This is a genomic window from Haemophilus sp. 27098_8_127, assembly GCF_041433495.1.
Taxonomy (GTDB): domain Bacteria; phylum Pseudomonadota; class Gammaproteobacteria; order Enterobacterales; family Pasteurellaceae; genus Haemophilus_D.
Genome location: NZ_JAPWBP010000003.1, coordinates 264,101 through 278,893 on the forward strand (window position 1 = coordinate 264,101; position 14,793 = coordinate 278,893).

A 14,793-nucleotide genomic window follows, 5' to 3' on the forward strand; every position below is an offset into this window, starting at 1 on the left:
CTGTGGTTTATTGGTTAAAATTACGCGTTATTCTAACAAAAGAAAACGATTTAAACGTATTTATTAAGGAATTATTTATGAAAAAAATCATCACCGCAGTCGCAATGGCAAGTTTATTGTCTGGCTGTCAATTACTCGAGCAACTTCAAGGTAGCAAACAAAAAACTTCAACCTTACCAACAACAAGCTCAAAAGTTGAATTACCTGCTGCACAAGCGCAAAGCTTAGATGCACAGTTTGAGCGTATCAAAAAAGGTAACCAAGAAGTCACTTTCAACGGCGAAAAATTCTATAAACAAACGAAAGCTTTTGATAAATCAGAAGATCCGCGTTTCTTAAGTGGAGCGGCGAATGTAGATCGTAGCAATCGTAAATTCATCATGAGCGAAACTTATTATTTAAAAGATGTTTCTCATGTTCCTGCATTAACGACAAAATATCTTGATGCAAACAAAAAAGTATGTGAGTTAAAAACAATTGGTAGCGCCTCAGATGTTTACTATGCTTGTGATGGTAAAGATTTCCAACGTTTTATCGCTGTGATTTATCAAGCGAAAAACATTCTTTCTTTCCGTAGTTTAAAAGCGTATCAAGAAAAACCAACCGAAGCGCAAGAACAAGCAATTGTTAAAGGTTTAAGAGATTATCCGCTAGATACTATCGCTCGTTAATCTATGGATAGACACAATCTTCTTTTAAATGAAATGGGGATAACCCGTTGGCAGCTCCATCGTCCAGAAGTATTACAAGGGGCGGTCGGTGTGAGTGTTTCTGAACAAGTGAAATTTATTGTGGTGGCAAAAGATAATGTATCTAACTCCCCGCTTTTTTCAGATGTTCGACTCGCACTCGAGTTAAACAAAGAAGATTGCCTTTGCCTGAATTTCGATCAAATTCAACATATCACATTACAACATTCTGTGCGGTATTGGTTATTAGCTGTAAATGCAGATGAAATCGACCGCACTTTGCCTTATTGCTTAAATGCAGAGCGTGTTTATCACTCTGTTGATTGGCAACAATTCCATCAAGACAGTCAAGCTAAGCGTGAGCTTTGGCAACAAATCCAACAAATTTAATTATGCCTTCTCTTTTTCCTATTGAAGAATGCGATATGGATCGCTTATATGAAATTGAACAAGCTGCACACCTTGTGCCTTGGTCATTGGGAACATTGAAAAATAATGTCGGCGAGCGTTATCTCAATTTGAAATTAGTGGAAAAAGAGCAAGTGCTTGGTTTTGCCATTTGCCAGACGGTATTAGATGAAGCCACATTATTCAATATTGCGATAGATCCGGTTCAACAAGGAAAGGGCTACGGTTCGTTTTTATTGCAAGGTTTAATGGATAAGCTGAAAGAGAAAGGCATTCAAACCCTTTGGCTGGAAGTACGTGAATCGAATCCCGCTCGTTTTCTTTATGAAAAGCTGGGATTTAATGAGGTTGATATTCGTAAGAATTATTACCCAAAACCTGATGGTGGACGAGAAAATGCTGTTGTGATGGCATGTTATCTCTAGAATGCAAAAGTGCGGTCAATTTTGACCGCACTTTGTTTATCTTAAAAGTAAGACATTACACTTCTTCTGCTGGGAAGGCAAATGGATTTAATCCACTGCGTGCGAAGCCTTTTTCTTCCATTTCAATATCTAAGAAAATAGATGCCAAATCATCCGCTACCGCTTCAACGTTCGGATCTTTTTCTTGGAACATGATTTTTAAGTAGCTTTGGCAATCACCACAGGTTTCAGCACGAACAAGAGCAAGCTCTTCATTTAATGACCACATTTCAAGATTTTTGTGCTCATTGCAGTTTGTGCATTGTGCGCGCACTAAATTCCACTCACTTTCACAGAGATTGCAGTGCAAATAGCGTAAACCTTGTGATGTGCCGATATGCACCACACTTGCAACAGGAGCAGAACCACAAACAGGGCAGTAATGTAGGTTATCTGTGCCTTCTTGGCGGCTGTTATGAGGAATTTGTTGAGCCAATTGTAACCAATAAAGAGAAAGTGCCGCCCAGATAAAGACAGCTTTATCTGTGCTCACTAAATTAAATTCTTGGTTTAAAAGATGACTAGCCATCTCTTCAAGCTCTTTCTCTGAGGCTTTTTCAAGATTTTCAATGGTAGTAAGAACCTGTTCATTTGCTTTTGGTTTTATGCTATGTAAAATTTCTTTGAGATATTCAATCCAAATGCTTGAGCGTTTAAATGTTTTAGTATTTAACGGTTCAAGTTCATCTAAATTATCGAAATGCTGTTTTTCTAATGGATTTTTTTCAAATACGCTTAATTGGCTTTCCACAACATCTGCAGCAAAGAGTAAATAATCAGCCAATGGATGATCTTTCGCTAATTCTCTTAAACGTTTTGCACGACGTTGATAAAGATTTTTAGGGTTAGCAAACAAAACAGGCGGAATATCGTATGAATTCGTTTTTTGTTTGATTTCGTCTGCAGATAAGATTTTGATACTCATAATAGTCTCTTAAGTTTTGATAAGAAAAAGTGCGGTCATTTTAACCGCACTTTTTGATTTTAGCCATTGATACCTTTGAACAATGCTTTGGTTTTTACTTTTTTACCTTCAGCTTCGTTTTTAAGATCTTCTTCTAGCTCAGGAAGTACTTCGTCGTTATACCATTTAGGGTGGTGTTTTTTCGCCCAGCGAACGGTTACCCAACCTTCCACGATACCACGAATGGAGCCTTTCACCCAGAATGCCATGTACATGTGTACCAAGATACCGGTGAACAACATGAATGCACTTAGTGAGTGAAGTAAAATCGCAAAACGCAACACTGGGATAGAGAAGTAGTGTGAGAAATATTGACGCCACATAATGATGCCGGTTACAAGCAAGGTAACCATCGCCAAGTTCAATGTCCAGAATAACATTTTTTGACCAAGGTTATACTTACCATTATAAGCAACAGCGTGTTCATTTCCTTTCAATACTTCAAGCATGCCTTTTAACCAGCGGATATCGTTTTTCTCTGGAATATTGTGATCCCAGTAAAGATAGCCAAGGAAAATAAAGGCAACAAACATAATGATACCGGTGAACGGGTGAATTGCTCGCGCCAGTTGCGGGGTACCTAAAATCTCAGTTAACCATGCAAAATCTGGGAAGAAGAAAGCCACACCAGTGAACATCGTCATAAAGAAGCAGATTACGAGTAGCCAGTGGCTAAAACGAGCAGGCGTTCTGTGACGAATGATTCGAGTATCATTGCTAATCTCAATCTTACTCATCTTTGCCCCCTTTTCTATCTTCTTCTTCAAATTCGTGGTGATGATCTTCCACGTCTTCTTCTACGTTTGGACCTACAGCTAAGTAGTGACCAATTTCAGCAAGCGCTAAACCACCCATTGCCACAGCGGCTACCGGTTTCAAGATATCTTTCCACAAGGTAACTGTTGGGTCGATTTGAGGATCTTTTGGTAATCCTGAATAAAGTTCTGGTTTATCTGCATGATGAAGTACATACATAACATGCGTACCACCTACGCCTTCAGGGTCGTAGATACCTGCATTTTCGTAACCACGTGATTTTAAGTCAGCAACACGTTGTTCTGCGTAAAGTTTCATTTCTTCTTTAGAACCAAAACGAATTGCACCGGTTGGACATGTTTTCACGCAAGCCGGTTCTTGGCCTACAGAAACACGATCCACACAAAGGGTACATTTGTACACGCGGTTGTCTTCAGGGTTCATACGTGGAATGTTGAACGGACAACCTGCAATACAGTAACCACAACCGATACATTTATCAGATTGGAAATCCACGATACCGTTCGCATATTGGATGATTGCACCTGGTGCAGGACAAGCTTTTAAACAGCCTGGTTCTGAACAGTGCATACAACCATCTTTACGGATTAACCATTCTAAACGATCATTTTCTTCTACTTCGTTAAAGCGCATTACCGTCCATGCTTTTGCATTGAGATCTACTGGGTTATCGTAGATCCCCACACATTTTGCATTGACGTCAGAACGGATATCATTCCACTCTGAACAGCCCACCTGACAGGCTTTACAACCGATACAGGTGGATACGTCGATTAATTTTGCTACTTCAACTTTATGATCTCGCGCTTGAGGTGCCGGCGTAAAACCAGACGTAGCGGAGACCTTGATAATGTCTTGCGATTGAACGCCTTGACCACTTCCTGCCATATTATGCCTCCGCTTTCTCAATGTTTACCAAGAATGTTTTATATTCTGGTGTTTGAGTGACTGCTTCACCCCAAGATGGTGATAAGGTATTGGTGGAGAAACCACGGTTACCTTTACCATTTAAGGCTTTCATGTTCCAGTGAATTGGAAGACCTATATGGTGTACGGTACGTCCGTCGACTTCTAAATCTTTCAAACGTTTCGTTACGACTGCGACGGCTTTAATGTAGCCACGGCGAGAAGTAATCTTCACCATATCACCTTTTTGGATGCCTTTTTCTGCAGCTAATTTTTCACCGATTTCCACAAATTGTTGTGGTTGGGCGATGATATTTAACGCAGATTGAGCCGTCCAACTGTGGAAGTGCTCGGTCAAACGATAAGTGGTTGCCACATAAGGGAAATCTTTGTTTGAACCGATAAATTCACGGTCTTCTTTATAAATACGAACAGTCGGATCAGAGACGACACTTGGATGCAGTGGATTAGTATCAATTGGGCTTTCAATTGGTTCATAGTGCTCAGGCACTGGACCATTTGCAATTTTATCTACTGCAAATAAACGGCCTACACCTTCTGCAGACATAATGAATGGACCCGCATCAGAACCAGGTGGTTGTGTACCATAGTCAGCCACATCATGCCAGTTCCAGTTTTTACCGTTCCATTTGATTAATTGACGGTGTTTATCCCAAGGATTACCGTTGATATCAAGTGAAGCACGGCTATAAAGAACACGGCGGTTTGCTGGCCATGCGAAGCCCCAACCTAATGTACAACCTAAACCTGAAGGGTCAGAATTGTCACGGTTTGCCATTTGGTTACCTTTTTCAGTCCATTGTCCCACATAGAGCCAGTTACCTGATGAAGTAGTACCATCATCACGTAAGTGAGCGAATCCGTTAAGTAATTGACCTTTCTTATAAACCACATTACCGTTTGCATCTAAAAGATCTTCAAGGGCATAACCATTTAATTCTTTTGCTAACTCTGTGGAGCTTGGTGAATGCGGCTGAGCATAATTCCAAGTCATCGCTTCGAAAGATTCGATACCACGACCACCTTCTTTTTGATAAAGGTGATGCATTTCTTCACGAATCATAGAAAGAATATCAACATCTGGTAGTGCTTCACCTGGTTGGTCACAGCCTTTCCAGTGCCATTGTGCCCAACGACCAGAGTTGGAAATAGAGCCATCTTCTTCTGCGAAACAAGTAGTTGGTAAACGGAATACTTCAGTTTGAATATCTGCTGGGTTTACATCGTTTGATTCACCAAAGTTTTTCCAGAATTCAGAAGATTCAGTTTGAAGCGGATCCATTACGATTAAGAATTTCAATTTGCTCATACCTGCAACAGTTTTGTTTTTGTTCGGTAATGAGTTTAATACGTTGAAACCTTGTAAAATCCAACCGTTCAATTTGCCATCATTCATTAACTTAACATGAGTGATAGGGTCGTATAAGCGGTCTGCTTTTGGTAAGAAATCGAAGCCCCAACCATTTTCTTTGGTTGCTTTATCACCATAGAACGTTTTCATCATACTGACGAAGAATTTCGACGTATTACGATAGTAGTTTACTTGGTTCGGTACGATATCTTTTGGCGTAATCGCATTAATGTATTGTTCGTAAGAGCTATCTTTGTCATTTGGTAGACGCATATAACCTGGTAAAGACATCGGCAATAAGCCCATATCTGTTGTACCTTGAACGTTTGAGTGTCCACGCAATGCATTAATACCGCCGCCTGGCATACCCATGTTACCTAAGAGTAATTGGATCATTGCCATTGAGCGAATGTTTTGTGTACCAATTGTATGCTCAGTTAAACCTAACGCATATAAGTGCGTCATAGTTTTGTTTGGAGCAGAGGTTTTACCAATCTCTTCACAGATTTGTAAGAAGGTTTTTTGTTTGACGCCTGTGATACGCTCAACCATTTCTGGGGTATAGCGAGAGACGTGATCTTTCAAGATATTAATCACACAACGTGGATCTTGTAAGGTCATATCACGTTTGGCAAAACCATTTTCATCAAATTGGTAATTCCATTTTGATTTATCGTAAGCGTGTTTTTCTTCATCAAAACCTACGAATAAACCATCTTCAAATTTGAAGCCTTCATCAATTAAGAATGAAGCATTGGTATAGTGTTTAACGTATTCGTGTTGGATTTGATTGGTTTCCAATAGGTAACGGATCACACCCATTAAGAATGCGATATCAGTACCAGAACGAATTGGCGCATGAAGGTCAGCTACAGACGCTGTACGGTTAAAGCGAGGATCAACTACGATGATTTTTGCACCGTTTTTCTTCGCTTCGATCGCCCAACGGAAGCCAACAGGGTGAGCTTCAGCAGGGTTACCGCCTTGAACGATAATAAGATTGGCGTTTTTGATGTCAACCCAGTTGTTTGTCATGGCACCGCGACCAAATGATGGAGCAAGACTTGCTACCGTTGGTCCGTGTCAAGTATTCGCTTGGTTACACATCGGCACCATGCCCAACATCCGCACCCATTTATGGGTAAGAAGAGCGGCCTCATTACTCGTAGCAGAGGCGGTCATAATACCTGTAGTTGTCCAACGGTTAACAGTTTTGCCACTTGCATCTTTTTCAACAAAGTTGGCATCACGGTCATCTTTTAGTAGGCGAGAAATGCGTTTGATTGCATCTTTCCAAGAAATACGTTCCCACTTGTCAGAACCTGGTGCACGATATTCAGGATATAGTACGCGACTTTCACTATTAACATAGTCTAACGCACCTGCACCTTTCGGACACAACGCACCACGGCTTATTGGATGGTCTGGGTCACCTTCAAGGTGGAATAATTTAGAACGGGTATTGGTACCTGTGTGGCTGCTTAAGGAATCGTAAGGTTTACCTGTGCTATATAGCAACATACCACAGCTTACAGAACAATATGTACAGGTGTTACGGGATTCAAACGCCCGTAATAATTTGTACTCACGTGGTGCTGCTAAAACAGATGCTGGTGCAAAGCCCAACATTGCCGCAGACGTCCCCGCCATACCACCTGCACAGATCTTAAAGAACTTACGTCTAGAGACCTGCATAATCACTCCTTCATAACGGCGAACCGTTAAGATATTTTGATAGTATAAATTCGTGTAGATAATTTATTTGATTTCGTTAAAATAACGTATCAACCATTAAATTGATTATAATAATGACCAATTTAAACAGAGGCGATTTTAACTATTTTTTAACCGAAAATCTATAATCAAAACATGTTATAATCGCTTTAAAACTTGAGCTAGATCACAAAACAAACATTTTTTGTTAAAAAAAAGTAACATTTTTACAGCAGTCATTTTATTGGGAAAAAATAATGCACTGGATAATCCAAAAAACAATTAATTTTTTTAAAAAAACATCTGAAAATTCGACCGCACTTTTAGTGGAAAAACAAGATAGTTTGGCTGCGGAAGTCCCTGTTTCTCTTGTCTATAATGGTATTGCACATACCGTCATGATGTGTTCTCCACGAGATTTAGAGGATTTTGCTTTAGGCTTTTCACTCGCAGAAGGTATTATTGAGAAAAAAGCAGATATTTATGGCATTGATGTGGTGGAAGTATGCAATGGTATTGAAGTGCAAATTGAATTATCTAGCCGTCAATTTGTGGCATTAAAAGATCATCGTCGAACATTAACAGGCAGAACAGGATGTGGCATTTGCGGCACAGAACAAATCTCACAAGTTTATAAAAAATTGCCAAAATTAGACCGCACTTTTCAATTTAATTTAAATTTATTAGATGGCTGTTTAGAACAATTACAAGCCAATCAAGCACTCGGAAAAGAAACAGGAGCAACACATGCCGCGGCCTTTTTTGATTTATCCGGTAATTTACTGGCGATTCGAGAGGATGTCGGGCGACATGTAGCGCTAGATAAATTAATCGGCTGGCATACTAAGCAGAATCAACCACAAGGATTCGTACTTGTTTCGAGCCGAGCTAGTTATGAAATGGTTCAAAAATCGGTCGCTTGTGGCATCGAGTTACTTGTCGCGATTTCTGCTGCGACAGATCTTGCTGTCAATATGGCTGAACAACACAATCTTTCCCTTATCGGCTTTGCTCGCTCAGGAAAAGCCAATATTTATTCTGGGAAAGAGCGATTGGTTTTAGCTTAGTTTTTATAGGGAATTCTAATCCTTTGATGATGTTTTCAGAAATTTTAACTGTAAAATTGGAATAATATGACAACCAATAAAATTAATATTGCACTTTGTGCAGATAAAAATTACCTAGAACCACTTGAAACCTTATTAAAATCTATCTGCTACCATAACTCTCAGGTGTATATCTATATTATTCATACAGATATTCCAGAAGATTGGTTGATTACTCAGGCTCAAAATCTCGCGAAGTTTAATAATCAACTTTCACCTATTTGGCTAAATGAGGCTAACCCAAATATTCAACGTTTAAACCAAAAAATAATGCCCAATTCATTAGCTATCAATGAAATCATAAAACAACTACCTAATAAATTAAAACATGTTAATGAACTCACTTATGCTCGATTCTTAATTCCAGAATTAATTCAAAAAGATCGAGTGCTTTATTTAGATAGCGATGTTGTTGTAAATTCATCATTATCAAATTTATTTCATGTTGATATGAAAGGCTGTCCGATTGCGGCGATTGATGACTATAATTTATCAAATGAAAATACACCTCACTGGTATGTTTTAAACACGCCCAAAGAACTAGAATCATGTATTTCTTACCGAGGTGGAGAAAATTTCAAACCTTATTTTAATGCAGGTGTAATATTATGGGATTTAGTAAAATGTAGAGAAGAAAATATGACGAGTAAACTGTTAGCTACAGCATTATATTATTCAGATGTACTCTACGCAGATCAAGATATTTTGAACTTTGTTCTATTTAATCGCTGGCTAAGAATTGATGTTCGCTATAATGTTCAAGCTCACTATAACTTCACATTTTTACCATTAGTAACTGAATCTCCATTGATTATTCACTATATAACAGATAGAAAGCCTTGGATACCTGAATATAAAGACGAAACAATTTTCCATCCTGTTTATCATCATTATAAGAATCTAACTTGGCAAAGTATTCAAGAGTATTGTTTATCTAAGAATCAATAAAAACAATTGCGGTCAAAACATTCTTATTTTGACCGCACTTTTTTTTATTCCGTTTATTCTTTTGGCGATTTACCCTCTAAGAGTACTTCAGAAACCCAACGTTGAGTCAGGCGTTTGCCTTCTTGATCCGTACCAAATTTCATAAAATCAATATCCACCAGTTTTAACTTACTAGCCGGAAGGAGACCTGGTGCAGGTTCTGCATGGATATTGGTTGGAAGTTGATAAGAGTCTGATTCTTTCCAAGGAATTTCTTGCGCTTCTTTACTTAGCACGAAATCCATAAACAGTTTAGCATTATCAAGGTTTCTAGATCCTTTAATGATGCTTGCCCCGCCTAAAGAATAGCCTACGCCTTCGCATGGTAAAATGCCTTCAACTGGTGCACCATTTTTCTTCTCACGTGGGTAAACCAACATAAAACCTAAATCAATCGCCACGGTACCGTTAGCCAAATAGTTGCTGGCAAGGCCTGTTTTGGTATGTTGCATAAGATTGGGTTCTAGTTTTTTCAGATAGTCAAAGGCTTTTTCTTCTCCCCATAATGTGGAAAACGTACTTATAAGTGAGTAACCCGTACCTGAAACACGTGGATCGGGATATTGAATCTGGCCTTGATATTCAGGTTTTATTAGATCCGCATAACATTTTGGCGCTGGAATATTCAATTCTTTTAATTTTTTAGTATTGACCCCAATGCCAAGTTCCATTAAGTAAATAACAGAGGTGAAATTACCACGTTGTTCCATTAAAGATTTAAACTGTGGCATGATGTCTTTTTGTAATGGGGAGCGATAGGATTCAAGTAAGCCTAATTCTGCGGCTTGAAGATGGGGTTCAATCGTGCCACCAAACCAGAAATCAGCTTGTGGGTTTTCTTTTTCAGCTTTAATTTTGCCTAATACGACGCCTGTACTATTACGCACAAATTGTGCATCTACATTGTATTTTTTACTAAAGGCTTGAGTAACTTTTTCGCATACTACGTTTTGTACGCTGCAATAGACAGTAAGCTTTCCTTCAGCCTGTGCATGAGAAGTGTACGCAAGCGCAGCTAGGGCTGAAAGTGCGGTTAATTTTAGCGTTGTTTTAATTGACATTGTGTCTCCTTTAACTTCGTCAATGTTTAGTAATTATTTGATATTGCTAATATAAAGGGGTGGAGTAAATTTGTAAATATCAGGTTGTTTAAAAATATAATTCCCACTATAATCCCTGTAAATTTAACCAGATTAAAATAAGAGCAATGGATATTTCAGAATTACTTGATGGCTTGAATGATAAACAACGTGAAGCAGTGGCAGCACCACTTGGCAATTACCTTGTGCTTGCGGGGGCTGGAAGTGGTAAAACTCGCGTCTTGACTCATCGTATTGCTTGGTTGATTGCCGTAGAAAATATTTCTGAAGGCAGCATTATGGCGGTCACCTTTACCAATAAAGCCGCTGCTGAAATGCGCCATCGTATTCAAGATACCTTATCTAAACATTCTCAATCGAATCTATTTGGTATGTGGATTGGCACATTCCATAGCATTGCCCATCGATTATTACGCGCTCACCATTTAGATGTAAACTTGCCACAAGATTTCCAGATTTTGGATTCTGAAGACCAACTTCGTTTAGTAAAACGCTTGATGAAATTGCACAATTATGATGATAAAGCATTTCCACCCAAACAAGCGTGCTGGTATATCAATAATAAAAAAGATGAAGGTTTAAGACCGCAAGATATTAATGATTTTGGTGATCGTCAGGAAAAAGAGTGGATTAAGATTTATCAAATTTATCAAGATACTTGTGATCGTGCAGGCTTGGTGGATTTTGCTGAATTATTAATTCGTGCGTATGAATTATTTGCTAAAAAGCCCGTGATTTTGCAACGTTATCAGCAACGTTTTCAGCACATTTTGGTGGATGAGTTTCAAGATACCAATAAAATCCAATATGCCTGGATCAAAATTCTTGCCGGTAATACGGGTAAAGTGATGATTGTGGGCGATGATGACCAATCCATTTATGGATGGCGTGGTGCGCAAGTCGAAAATATTCAAAAATTCCTAAAAGATTTCAACGCTGAAACTATTCGTTTGGAGCAAAATTATCGTTCTACCGGCAATATTCTGAAAAGTGCCAACCAACTTATTTCGAATAATAGTGATCGCCTCGGTAAGAATTTATGGACCGACGGTGAAATGGGTGAGCCAGTGGGTATTTATGCGGCATTTAATGAGTTAGATGAAGCTAAATTTGTGGCGTCTCAAATCCAAAATTGGGTAGATGACGGTGGGAAATTAGATGATTGTGCTGTTTTATATCGTAGTAATAGCCAATCTCGTGTTATTGAAGAAGCCTTGATTCGTTGCCAAATTCCTTATCGGATTTATGGCGGGATGCGATTCTTCGAACGCCAAGAAATTAAAGATGCATTGGCGTATTTACGCTTAATTAATAATCGTCAAGATGACGCCGCGTTTGAACGTGTGATTAATACACCTACGCGTGGTATTGGCGATCGTACTTTAGATGTGTTACGAAATTTAACCCGTGAACGTCAAATTACCTTATGGCAAGCAGTGCAGGTGGCCACACAAGAAAATATGCTAACGGGACGTGCTTCAACCGCATTGCTTCGTTTCCAAGAGTTGATTAATTCTTTACAGGTTGATACAACCGAAATGCCACTGTTTGCACAAACTGATTTCGTGATTAAACATTCTGGCTTATACGATATGTATAAACAGGAAAAAGGCGAGAAAGGTGAAGTACGTATTGAAAACTTAGAAGAATTGGTGACGGCAACCCGAGAATTTATCAAACCTGATGAAGCAGAGGATATGACCGATCTTACCGCCTTTTTAACTCATGCTTCTTTAGAAGCGGGAGAAGAGCAGGCTTCACCGCATCAATCTTGTGTGGAAATGATGACCTTACACTCAGCAAAAGGCTTGGAATTCCCGCGCGTATTTATGGTGGGGGTAGAAGAGGGCGTATTCCCAAGTTTCCGTTCATTTGAAGAGCCTGGTCGTTTGGAGGAAGAACGCCGTCTTGCTTATGTGGGCATTACTCGAGCGAAGCAAAAACTCACCATTTGTTATGCGGAAAGCCGTCGTGTTTATACGAAAGAAGAACGTCATTTGCCTTCGCGATTTATCACAGAATTGCCATCAGAGTGTATTCAAGAAATCCGTTTGCGCGGAACGGTGACTCGAGCATTAAACCAAGCGAAAGTAGGAAGTTTAAGTACGAGTTTGCCAGAAAATGAATGGAAAATGGGGCAAAAAGTGAAACATGAAAAGTTTGGTTTTGGCACAGTGATAAACGTTGAAGGCTCAGATAATAACACCCGTTTACAAATTGCTTTCCAAGCTCAAGGCATTAAGTGGCTGATTGCGCATTTGGCAAAATTAGAAAAAGTGCGGTAGAATCGGGAGGATTTTATTGCAACGAGTATGAATACTAGTGTTCATATTCAATATGTCAGTGCGAAAACGTTCGCAGAAACGACCGCACTTTTATCATGTGGGAAGTAGATGTTTAAATTTATTTTAAAACGTATTTTAATGGTGATTCCTACCTTTATCGCCATTACTTTTGTGACTTTTGCTCTCATTCATTTTATTCCGGGTGATCCTGTGGAGATTATGATGGGAGAGCGAGGTTTAACACCCGAAGTTCATCAACAAATGATGAAGCAACTTGGCCTGGATTTACCGTTGTATCAGCAATATTTCAATTATATTGGTAATGTAATACAAGGCGATTTCGGTGAATCATTCCGTACTCGACAACCTGTTCTGACTGAGTTTTTCACACTCTTTCCTGCCACGTTTGAATTAGCTTTCTTTGCGCTATTTTGGTCGTTAATTGCGGGTATTACGCTCGGAACGATTGCGGCCGTCAAGAAAGATAGTTGGATTTCTCATACCGTAACAACCATGTCCTTAACGGGTTATTCCATGCCAATTTTCTGGTGGGGATTAATTTTGATCTTATATGTTTCACCTTGGTTTGGTTTGCCACAAGGGGGACGTTTAGAAGACAGTTTCTGGATCGATACACCAACCGGTTTTATGTTAATCGATACTTGGCTTTCAGGTGTACCAGGTGCTTTTGAAAATGCAGTTAAGTCATTGATTCTACCAGCTATTGTGTTAGGTACCATTCCACTTGCAGTGATTACCCGAATGACACGTTCTTCAATGTTGGAAGTATTAGGGGAAGATTATATTCGTACTGCAAAAGCTAAAGGCTTAAGTTATACCCGAATTGTAATTTTTCACGCATTGCGCAATGCGCTCATCCCTGTTGTGACAGTCGTGGGCTTGATTGTAGGGCAGTTATTATCCGGTGCAGTTTTAACCGAAACAATTTTCTCATGGCCGGGTATTGGTAAATGGATTATTGATGCGATTACCAATCGCGATTATCCCGTCTTACAAGGCGCCGTGTTGATTATTGCTACAATTATTATTGTGGTGAATTTGACGATCGATTTACTTTATGGCGTGGTAAACCCACGTATTCGCCATCAATAAGGAGCCTTATTAATGACGGAACAAACTTTATCTATTGAAACCTTTGCTCCTCGAACACCGTTGCAGGAGTTTTGGTTTTATTTCAAACAAAATAAAGGGGCAGTGATTGGGCTCACTTTTATCCTTGCTGTGGCATTAATCAGTATTTTTGCCCCTTGGATAGCACCTTTTGATCCTATCGAACAAAATCGTTCAGCTTTATTGTTACCGCCTGCGTGGTATGAAGGTGGTAATTCCGCTTATTTGCTAGGTACAGATGATATTGGGCGAGATATTCTTTCTCGCATTATTTATGGTACGCGCATTTCTGTTTTTGCAGGTTTCATTATTGTCATTTTATCTTGCATTTTAGGAACGAGTCTTGGCTTGCTCGCAGGCTATTATGGTGGAGTATTAGATACATTAATTGTTCGTTTCATTGACATCATGTTGGCTATCCCAAACTTGCTTTTAACCATTGTGGTGGTGTCAATTTTAGAGCCTTCTTTAACGAATGCGACGTTGGCGATCGCCGTGGTTTCAATTCCAAGCTATGTACGTTTAACGCGTGCTGCTGTCTTAAACGAGAAAAATAGAGATTACGTCACTTCTTCTCGGGTCGCTGGAGCAAGCGTATTACGTTTAATGTTTATTGTGATTTTACCGAATTGCCTTGCGCCTCTCATCGTACAAATGACGATGGGGATTTCTAATGCGATTTTAGAATTAGCGACTTTAGGTTTCTTAGGTATCGGCGCAAAACCACCAACACCGGAATTGGGCACTATGTTATCTGAATCACGTAGCTTTATGCAGGCGGCAAACTGGTTGGTTACCATTCCAGGTTTAGTAATTTTATCGCTTGTTTTAGCATTTAACTTAATGGGTGATGGGTTGCGTGATGCACTCGATCCAAAATTAAAACAATAG

At 39.4% G+C, this 14,793-nt stretch carries 13 protein-coding genes; 8 read left to right on the top strand and 5 right to left on the bottom strand.

Features of this window, described 5'->3' with window-relative positions; genetic code table 11:
* Positions 1-77: 77 nt before the first annotated feature.
* The 3 genes from O3746_RS05640 to rimI are packed head-to-tail and all read left to right on the top strand — an operon-like array spanning position 78 to position 1,522.
* The gene (locus O3746_RS05640) at positions 78-671 is read left to right on the top strand and encodes a hypothetical protein (RefSeq protein ID WP_302129567.1); all 594 of its coding nucleotides are present in this window, start codon (positions 78-80) and stop codon (positions 669-671) included.
* A 3-nt stretch (positions 672-674) separates the two neighbouring features.
* The gene (locus tag O3746_RS05645; RefSeq protein ID WP_371448043.1) at positions 675-1,079 is read left to right on the top strand and encodes a DNA polymerase III subunit psi; all 405 of its coding nucleotides are present in this window, start codon (positions 675-677) and stop codon (positions 1,077-1,079) included.
* 2 nt (positions 1,080-1,081) lie between these two features.
* Entirely contained in the window at positions 1,082-1,522 is a 441-nt protein-coding gene (gene rimI, locus O3746_RS05650) for a ribosomal protein S18-alanine N-acetyltransferase (RefSeq protein WP_197543058.1), read from the top strand.
* A 55-nt stretch (positions 1,523-1,577) separates the two neighbouring features.
* Here rimI and fdhE read toward each other — a convergent pair whose 3' ends face one another.
* Genes fdhE through fdnG form a run of 4 tightly spaced genes read right to left on the bottom strand, consistent with a single transcriptional unit; the run spans position 1,578 to position 7,275 of the window.
* The gene (gene fdhE / locus O3746_RS05655) at positions 1,578-2,486 is read right to left on the bottom strand and encodes a formate dehydrogenase accessory protein FdhE (protein ID WP_302129569.1); all 909 of its coding nucleotides are present in this window, start codon (positions 2,484-2,486) and stop codon (positions 1,578-1,580) included.
* Positions 2,487-2,545: 59 nt separating this feature from the next.
* Entirely contained in the window at positions 2,546-3,262 is a 717-nt protein-coding gene (locus tag O3746_RS05660) for a formate dehydrogenase subunit gamma (protein WP_070591202.1), read from the bottom strand.
* Positions 3,255-4,190, bottom strand: a complete 936-nt coding sequence (gene fdxH / locus O3746_RS05665) for a formate dehydrogenase subunit beta (protein WP_371448047.1) — start codon at positions 4,188-4,190, stop codon at positions 3,255-3,257. Before fdxH ends, O3746_RS05660 begins: the two co-directional genes overlap by 8 nt.
* A gap of 1 nt (position 4,191) precedes the next feature.
* Entirely contained in the window at positions 4,192-7,275 is a 3,084-nt protein-coding gene (fdnG, locus tag O3746_RS05670) for a formate dehydrogenase-N subunit alpha (protein WP_371448049.1), read from the bottom strand.
* A gap of 275 nt (positions 7,276-7,550) precedes the next feature.
* Here fdnG and fdhD point away from each other — a divergent pair, with 275 nt between their 5' ends.
* Positions 7,551-8,360 (top strand): formate dehydrogenase accessory sulfurtransferase FdhD, encoded by an 810-nt coding sequence (gene fdhD / locus O3746_RS05675; RefSeq protein WP_371448051.1) that lies wholly within the window; start codon positions 7,551-7,553, stop codon positions 8,358-8,360.
* A gap of 66 nt (positions 8,361-8,426) precedes the next feature.
* Entirely contained in the window at positions 8,427-9,347 is a 921-nt protein-coding gene (locus O3746_RS05680; RefSeq protein WP_371448053.1) for a glycosyltransferase family 8 protein, read from the top strand.
* Between the two features lie 53 nt (positions 9,348-9,400).
* On the opposite strand, the gene O3746_RS05685 is transcribed toward O3746_RS05680, so the two are convergent.
* A complete protein-coding gene (locus O3746_RS05685) occupies positions 9,401-10,447 on the bottom strand; it encodes an ABC transporter substrate-binding protein (protein WP_371448055.1) in 1,047 nt (348 codons plus the stop codon).
* Positions 10,448-10,593: 146 nt separating this feature from the next.
* On the opposite strand from O3746_RS05685, the gene uvrD reads away from it, so the two are divergent.
* The 3 genes from uvrD to O3746_RS05700 all read left to right on the top strand — a co-directional run bounded on the left by uvrD (position 10,594) and on the right by O3746_RS05700 (position 14,793).
* Positions 10,594-12,771 (top strand): DNA helicase II, encoded by a 2,178-nt coding sequence (gene uvrD / locus O3746_RS05690; RefSeq protein WP_371448057.1) that lies wholly within the window; start codon positions 10,594-10,596, stop codon positions 12,769-12,771.
* A 108-nt stretch (positions 12,772-12,879) separates the two neighbouring features.
* Positions 12,880-13,884 (top strand): ABC transporter permease subunit, encoded by a 1,005-nt coding sequence (locus O3746_RS05695; RefSeq protein ID WP_371448059.1) that lies wholly within the window; start codon positions 12,880-12,882, stop codon positions 13,882-13,884.
* A 12-nt stretch (positions 13,885-13,896) separates the two neighbouring features.
* On the top strand, positions 13,897-14,793 hold the full coding sequence (locus O3746_RS05700; protein WP_371448061.1) for an ABC transporter permease subunit: 897 nt from the start codon (positions 13,897-13,899) through the stop codon (positions 14,791-14,793).

What these genes read in the sequence shown, in the direction of transcription:
- fdhD (WP_371448051.1), top strand. Translation starts at nt 7,551, where the DNA reads ATGCACTGGATAATCCAAAAAACAATTAATTTTTTTAAAAAAACATCT.
- O3746_RS05680 (WP_371448053.1), top strand. Translation starts at nt 8,427, where the DNA reads ATGACAACCAATAAAATTAATATTGCACTTTGTGCAGATAAAAATTAC.
- rimI (WP_197543058.1), top strand. Translation starts at nt 1,082, where the DNA reads ATGCCTTCTCTTTTTCCTATTGAAGAATGCGATATGGATCGCTTATAT.
- O3746_RS05700 (WP_371448061.1), top strand. Translation starts at nt 13,897, where the DNA reads ATGACGGAACAAACTTTATCTATTGAAACCTTTGCTCCTCGAACACCG.
- O3746_RS05660 (WP_070591202.1), bottom strand. Translation starts at nt 3,262, where the DNA reads ATGAGTAAGATTGAGATTAGCAATGATACTCGAATCATTCGTCACAGA.
- fdhE (WP_302129569.1), bottom strand. Translation starts at nt 2,486, where the DNA reads ATGAGTATCAAAATCTTATCTGCAGACGAAATCAAACAAAAAACGAAT.
- O3746_RS05695 (WP_371448059.1), top strand. Translation starts at nt 12,880, where the DNA reads ATGTTTAAATTTATTTTAAAACGTATTTTAATGGTGATTCCTACCTTT.
- O3746_RS05645 (WP_371448043.1), top strand. Translation starts at nt 675, where the DNA reads ATGGATAGACACAATCTTCTTTTAAATGAAATGGGGATAACCCGTTGG.
- O3746_RS05685 (WP_371448055.1), bottom strand. Translation starts at nt 10,447, where the DNA reads ATGTCAATTAAAACAACGCTAAAATTAACCGCACTTTCAGCCCTAGCT.
- O3746_RS05640 (WP_302129567.1), top strand. Translation starts at nt 78, where the DNA reads ATGAAAAAAATCATCACCGCAGTCGCAATGGCAAGTTTATTGTCTGGC.
- fdxH (WP_371448047.1), bottom strand. Translation starts at nt 4,190, where the DNA reads ATGGCAGGAAGTGGTCAAGGCGTTCAATCGCAAGACATTATCAAGGTC.
- uvrD (WP_371448057.1), top strand. Translation starts at nt 10,594, where the DNA reads ATGGATATTTCAGAATTACTTGATGGCTTGAATGATAAACAACGTGAA.